Source organism: Leptospiraceae bacterium, assembly GCA_024233835.1.
Classification (GTDB): Bacteria; Spirochaetota; Leptospiria; order Leptospirales; family Leptospiraceae; genus JACKPC01.
Genome location: JACKPC010000001.1, coordinates 2,043,034 through 2,049,248 on the forward strand (window position 1 = coordinate 2,043,034; position 6,215 = coordinate 2,049,248).

Consider the following 6,215-nt stretch of genomic DNA (forward strand, 5'->3'; position numbering starts at 1 on the left):
TTATTTATTGGCCTTTTCAAACTCGGCTACGTCTTTTCCTAAGCGTAATAGATAAGCAATCAGAGCATCCCCTTTTGTCTTACCCTTTACAGCATTTTCAACAGAATTCATATCGGACTCAGTATAAGGTACACCCACAACTAAAAGCCCCCGCATATTGCTTTTAATTGTACCTGAATCTACAAGGTTATCAGATTCAAATAGATGAGGGTATGCCGGCATTACAGAACCCGGAGAAGTTTTTCTCGGATCTATCAAGTGGTCTTTATGCCATTGAGAAGAAGGCTGAATCTGTGATTCGTGAGAAAGATCCGGACCGGTTCTTTTGGAACCCCAGAGGAAAGGATGTTCATAAACATACTCTCCGGCTTTTGAATAGCCTGCTTTTCCATAAGCTTTAGTCGGGTCAAAACGGTCTACTTCCCATTTAAAAGGACGAATCATCTGTGTATGACAGTTGTTACATCCTTCTTCCATATAAACATCTCTACCTGCCAGTTCGAGCGGAGTGTAAGGTTTTACCGCTGAAATAGGAGTAACCGTTTTCGTGAGGAAAAAAGGAGGGATTACCTCGAAGATTCCTCCTATCAGAACTGCTATTGTAGTATAGATGGTAAATTTAACGCCCTGGGTATCCCAGGTGTCTACAACATTTGAAAACCAATCCAATAATTTATCTAACATTTCCGTTCTCCTTATACCTTCACTCTCAGGTCTTCTTCTTTAAAACCAGAACCAGCGGTTTGAATGGTTTTAACAAGGTTGAATACCATTAAGATAAATCCGGTTAGATACATAGTTCCACCTAAAGCCCGAACTAACCTGTAAGGGAAAAGTTCTCCTGTAATTTCTACCCAGTTTTTGTACTTCAGAATACCTTCTGCATCGATAGTTCTCCACATAACCCCTTCTGTAATGCCGGAAACCCACATGGAGATAATGTAAGCAAGAATTCCGAGGGTTCCAATCCAGAAGTGGATGTTTGCCAGTTTTTCTGACCAGAGGTTTGTATTCCACATTCTCGGTACCAGGTAGTAAATCGCTGCGGAAGACATGAATCCAACCCAGCCCAGCGTTCCACCATGCACGTGGCCGATAATCCAGTCTGTATCATGGCCTAAGGCAGAAATAGAGCGAATCGAAAGTAAGGGTCCCTCAAAAGTTGACATTCCGTAGAAGGTAATCCCTACGAGGAGCATCTTAAGAGTTGCATTTGTCTTTATTGGATCTTTTGCCTGAGTCAGGGTCAAGAAACCATTCAGCATTCCTCCCCAGGAAGGCATCCAGAGCATAACGCTAAACACCATACCGGTAGTTTGAAGCCAATCCGGAATGGGTGAATAAAGTAAATGGTGAGGACCTGCCCAGATATAGATGAAAATTAAACTCCAGAAGTGAATGATCGATAGTTTATGGCTATATATAGGCTGTTTAATGATTTTAGGAAGATAGTAATACATCAAACCTAAAAAGGGAGTAGTTAATACGAAAGCTACTGCATTATGCCCGTACCACCATTGGATATTCGCATCGAAAACCCCGGAGTAAACAGAATAGGATTTTAATAATCCTGTGGGTATTGCTATATTGTTTACTACAAAAAGAATAGGAACTGTTACAAAGGATGCAATGTAGAACCAGATGGCTGCATACATTTGTTTTTCTTTTCGCGTGAAGATAGTAGCAAGAAAGTTAACAAAGAAAACTAGGTACCATACAACTATTAACAAATCAAGAGGCCATTCTAATTCTGCATACTCTTTCGCCTGGGATTTACCGAGAGGGAGAGTAAGCGCCGCAAGAACTATGGTTATGTTATAAAGAACCAGATGAAGTGTTGCTAATTTATCACTCCAGATTCTTGTTCTAAGTAGCCTTTGCGAAGCATGATAAGCAGTAGCAAAAACAGAACTTAGCGCAAAACCGAAAATTGCAGCATTAGTATGGAGAGGCCTGAGTCTTCCAAAACTAAAGTACTGGGTAATATTCAAGCTTGGAAAAACAAGCTGGAACGCTATCCAGACCCCGATTGTCATGGAGGCCACACCCCAAATAAGTGCAGAAATGATAAAAGCCTTAACAATAAAATTGTTATACTTTTCTGTGACCTCTGGCACAATCTCTACAGAAGCCGCTTGCCCCGTTTTTTCATTAGATGATGTGCTCATTCAAATTACCTTTCCTATTGGAATTTACTTTCAACATTTTTACAGAGACTAAAAAATGCAAAAGAATTCTATAGAAAGGTTCGTAAAAATAGCTGTGATTTTTCTCAGTTTGTGGATTTATATAAAAGCAGGGGAAAAAGTCCCTGCTAATAAATTAGGAATAAGGGAGTGTTCTATACTTAATATCGTAATTCGTGTTTATAGATTTCGGACATGGCAAAAATAGCGTTATAGTCCTGTATGACAATTTTATTCTTTTCGAGAGAAATCCAGTTTCGTACTTTAAAATCGGAAAGAGCCCGGATAACTGACTCTGTGGTAGTACCAATCATGCTGGCCATGACTTCGCGTGTGATTTTTAGTTCGATTTCGGGTGAGATTTCACTGGAATTATAAAAGGCAATTAAAAGTTCGGCAAGTTTGCTGTGAATCTGCTTGGTTCCGAGAGAATACGCCTGATTTTCGGAATCCCTCCAGTTTTTTGCCATGTCTTTAAGTATTTCGTGCTGGAAGTCGCTGTCTCTCTGGATAAATTCTTCAACTTTGGACTTAGAAACAAAACAGGCATAGACGTCTTCGAGACAGACCGCTGAATGATTGTAAATGTCACCGATGATAGTATCCCTATAACCTACCCAGTCACCGGGATAACAGATATTAAAAGATTGTTCTTTCCCGAGGCTTGAAACTATAAAGGTTCTGATAGAACCCTGGTTGATACAGAAGAAACCCTTAACATCATCTCCTCTCTGGAAAACCGATTCACCTTTTTTAAAGAAAACAGCTTGCTTATGACAACTCAATTCATTTAAAAAATTGGAGTGTAAATGATTAAAATTGGTCTTGTTGCGAACTCCGCATTCGTTACAGTCAGAAAACTTATTCATGGCAGACTCCCTTTGTAACTTTTTTTAGCTTGCTTTTAATTACAATAAAAAAAGGTGACTAATATCATATTTTGATAGTTTTTATTGTCAAGCAGAGAAAAGATACATTTCCTTCAGTTTAATATACGAATAGAAATGCGATTTTCTTACAGAAAGTTTCATTTTTTTTATGATGAAAGTAGTAGAAGCTCTGATACCACCTATAAAAAGAGCTGGTAAAAAAAGAATGTTTGAATTACTCTATATGAAATTACAATAAGGAATCCTTCTGTATGAAGGAGTGGTTTATACATGAAAAAAAGCTTAAAATTTATCTCTACCCTTTTTCTTTTATTTCTTTTTGCTCTGAATGTTTCTGCAAAGGAATATAAGGATGATAAGGCCAGGATAAAATTATCCGTTCCGAATAATTGGAAAGTATCCGGTGATGAGGATAACCTCGAAATTTATTCTCCGGATGAATCTATTTTCATCATGTTTCATGTTTCGAAGAAGGGGAATATAGATGCAACTCGTTCCGAGGTGAATACTATATTGAACAAAGTTTTAAAGAACAAAAAAACTACAAAGTCTTCCAAGGTTACTGTGAATGGTATGAAAGCTATTGAAGAAGAAGGTACCGGTGTGACAGAAGGAACTCCTGTAGAATGGAGTGTTGCTATTTTGCAGGCAAAACGTCCTGTTATGGTAATTTCTCTACTCGGACCCGGTTGGAAAAAGTGGGAATCGGCACTTAACGGTATTGCCAATAGCTTAAAAAGATATTAATCAGCATAAGAGCCTGTCTGAAAATGAAGCTACAGGCTCTTGCAGCTTGCTTTTCATTAATAGATAAACCTGTTTTAAGACACGCTGTAAGTTTTTTCCGGAGGTAAAGCTTACTGACTACCGGTGCTGAGTGAAGTTGAAGTATAAATCGGGAGTAAAGGGAATTTGAGTGGATACCTCCGTACATAAAAAAGGTGAAGCTTTTTGGCTTCACCTTTTTTTTATCGCTTAAGCGAATCTTATCTCCAACCATCGTTGGTGAGTTCGCTGTGGTTTTCATAAAGACCGGCAGAACCCACAGAAGGAGCTCTTGTATGTCCGGTAAATTGTTTGTAGGTTTTATTAGAACCAAAAGGCCATACACCTTCGTATTGAGTCAGAGAACTCTGGCATACACTTAAACCACCGGCAGTATTGTATCCACAGGAAGAGTGGTAAGCTACTGCATAGTCGTCTTCTCCCGGAAGGATAGCGGAAGCACCTGCCATTCCTTTATAACCCGGAACATGAGAAACGGTTACACCGGCAGTATCATTATGGTCAAAGGAAGAGCGAGCTGTATTTACAATCAAAGCTTTATCCATTGCATTACCGGCATAGCCAAAAGTTATACCATTTAGTGCACTGGCGAGTTCTGAACCACCGGACGCAGCAGCAAGAGCGGTAACTCCGGAAATTTTGTAACCTTTGCTCGCAGCACTACCACCTAATTTATCTAACCAGTATTCGGTTGCGTAGCAGCCGGCACTGTGACAGATGATTTTACAGGTGTCGGTTCCTTTACATCTTTGATTCATTACGGTTGTAAGGTTGGTCTGGGCTCTGGCAGTTCCATAGGTGCGGGGGTCTGTGGTTCCGTCATAACCTACGAAATACTTAGTTCCGCTCACTGTATTGGCAGAGGTACCCCAGTAACTATTTACATCTGTTGTACCGGTTCCGTTATGGTTTTTGTCTGATTTTCCATGTACGAAGACATAAATGGTTCCGGCAGAGAGTGAACCTGCAAAAAATAATCCAAAAGCAAGAAGGCTTAGAAGTTTCAATTTGAGAGTTTTCATTTTCTTTTCTCCGATTTAAATTTTTTAAATTTTTCTACAGGTTCTAAACTTCCCTGTTGATGATTTTAGCTTAGCATATCTTAAATTAGTATTCAATAAATTAGGGATGATTGGTAAAGCCTCTGGGACGAAAGGAAAAAAAAGTTACGGGATTTTTTTCTGCCACTATAGGTGCGTCCTTCCCTTAACCCACAACTTATAAGGAAAGAGGGAGGTGTTTACTACTCTGGCCCGATTTTAACAATAAAAATCAGGCTTGCTTTTTTGTAGATATATGTTTATTGTGTCATTATAGTATAATGGCACATAACCCTGAAAAGTATCTGGAAATAGCAGCACTCTTGCTTCAATCCGAAGATTTTATAAGTTCCGGAGCTCTATCTGAGGCATATTCTCAGTTATTTCCGGAAGAACCGGAATTGGATGAAAAATTTATAAAAGATAGTATTGCCAAAGTAAAAAACTTCCTCCCGGAAAATTACTTTGAATCCATGAGAGGTTCAGGCTATCGTGTGAGCCAGGACTACAGAAAAGACTATTCTATCGCTTCTTCCCTTTTTCTGAAATACCTAAGCCTTGTGAATGAGAATGCCCTGGATTATATTTTTGAACCCCTGACCTTTCAATTTCAATCTCGCTCCTTACTGAATCTGGTCTTATTAGAATATTCGAAAAATCACAATATATCTGTTAAGTTTCTTTATACGAAATATAACCGGATAAACGCTGAACCCAAACAAGTTTATGTGTATAAGATTCTTTATCGGGGCCGAAAGCTGATTCTGTATGTTCGGGATAAGAAAGATGAAAAGTTAAAGATTTTATTTTTTACCTCTATCGACCGGGTTGAGTTAGTGTATGAAGATAGATTTTCACCCTTGACTGATGAAGAGATTATGAGTAAATTTGAATATAGTCTCGGAGGTTATATCGGTGGAGAAATCCGGGATGTAAAACTACGGTTTTTGCCTGAGTTTAAAGCACAAACGATAAAAGAATTTTTTCACAAGAGCCAGTCTCTACAGGAAGAAGCAGATGGCTCAGTGATTATTCAACTTAAAGCAAATCATTCATCCGAGCTATTTGATGCTATTTCCAATTTTCTGGAGTATGTTGAAATCCTTGAACCGGAAGATTGGAGAGAAGAATACCGAAAAAAATTGGAAAAAGCCCTTTCTTTGAATAAAAAAAGAGACTAAGAACATTTTTCGTACTTAGCCTTTTTTACTTTTTGTGATAAACTGAACCTATAAAAAGAAGCCCTATGTGACTGACCGGGCGAAGCTTTGTACGGGGGATTTAGGGATTAGGGATGAGGGGTGAGGGATGGA

General features: G+C 38.8%; 6 protein-coding genes. 2 read left to right on the forward strand and 4 right to left on the reverse strand.

The window, feature by feature from the left end:
• From H7A25_09260 to H7A25_09270, 3 genes are all read right to left on the reverse strand, one after another.
• A complete protein-coding gene (locus tag H7A25_09260) occupies positions 1-684 on the reverse strand; it encodes a cbb3-type cytochrome c oxidase subunit II (protein ID MCP5500077.1) in 684 nt (227 codons plus the stop codon).
• An 11-nt stretch (positions 685-695) separates the two neighbouring features.
• Positions 696-2,168 (reverse strand): cytochrome-c oxidase, cbb3-type subunit I, encoded by a 1,473-nt coding sequence (gene ccoN / locus H7A25_09265; GenBank protein MCP5500078.1) that lies wholly within the window; start codon positions 2,166-2,168, stop codon positions 696-698.
• Positions 2,169-2,347: 179 nt separating this feature from the next.
• A complete protein-coding gene (locus H7A25_09270) occupies positions 2,348-3,055 on the reverse strand; it encodes a Crp/Fnr family transcriptional regulator (GenBank protein ID MCP5500079.1) in 708 nt (235 codons plus the stop codon).
• Between the two features lie 291 nt (positions 3,056-3,346).
• Between H7A25_09270 and H7A25_09275 the strand changes: the two genes are divergently transcribed.
• Positions 3,347-3,823, forward strand: coding sequence for a hypothetical protein (locus tag H7A25_09275; protein MCP5500080.1), 477 nt, complete (start codon positions 3,347-3,349; stop codon positions 3,821-3,823).
• Positions 3,824-4,062: 239 nt separating this feature from the next.
• Here H7A25_09275 and H7A25_09280 read toward each other — a convergent pair whose 3' ends face one another.
• Positions 4,063-4,884, reverse strand: a complete 822-nt coding sequence (locus H7A25_09280) for a hypothetical protein (protein ID MCP5500081.1) — start codon at positions 4,882-4,884, stop codon at positions 4,063-4,065.
• 299 nt (positions 4,885-5,183) lie between these two features.
• On the opposite strand from H7A25_09280, the gene H7A25_09285 reads away from it, so the two are divergent.
• On the forward strand, positions 5,184-6,083 hold the full coding sequence (locus H7A25_09285) for a WYL domain-containing protein (protein MCP5500082.1): 900 nt from the start codon (positions 5,184-5,186) through the stop codon (positions 6,081-6,083).
• Positions 6,084-6,215: the final 132 nt, after the last annotated feature.

What these genes read in the sequence shown, in the direction of transcription:
- H7A25_09260 (MCP5500077.1), bottom strand. Translation starts at nt 684, where the DNA reads ATGTTAGATAAATTATTGGATTGGTTTTCAAATGTTGTAGACACCTGG.
- ccoN (MCP5500078.1), bottom strand. Translation starts at nt 2,168, where the DNA reads ATGAGCACATCATCTAATGAAAAAACGGGGCAAGCGGCTTCTGTAGAG.
- H7A25_09270 (MCP5500079.1), bottom strand. Translation starts at nt 3,055, where the DNA reads ATGAATAAGTTTTCTGACTGTAACGAATGCGGAGTTCGCAACAAGACC.
- H7A25_09275 (MCP5500080.1), top strand. Translation starts at nt 3,347, where the DNA reads ATGAAAAAAAGCTTAAAATTTATCTCTACCCTTTTTCTTTTATTTCTT.
- H7A25_09280 (MCP5500081.1), bottom strand. Translation starts at nt 4,884, where the DNA reads ATGAAAACTCTCAAATTGAAACTTCTAAGCCTTCTTGCTTTTGGATTA.
- H7A25_09285 (MCP5500082.1), top strand. Translation starts at nt 5,184, where the DNA reads ATGGCACATAACCCTGAAAAGTATCTGGAAATAGCAGCACTCTTGCTT.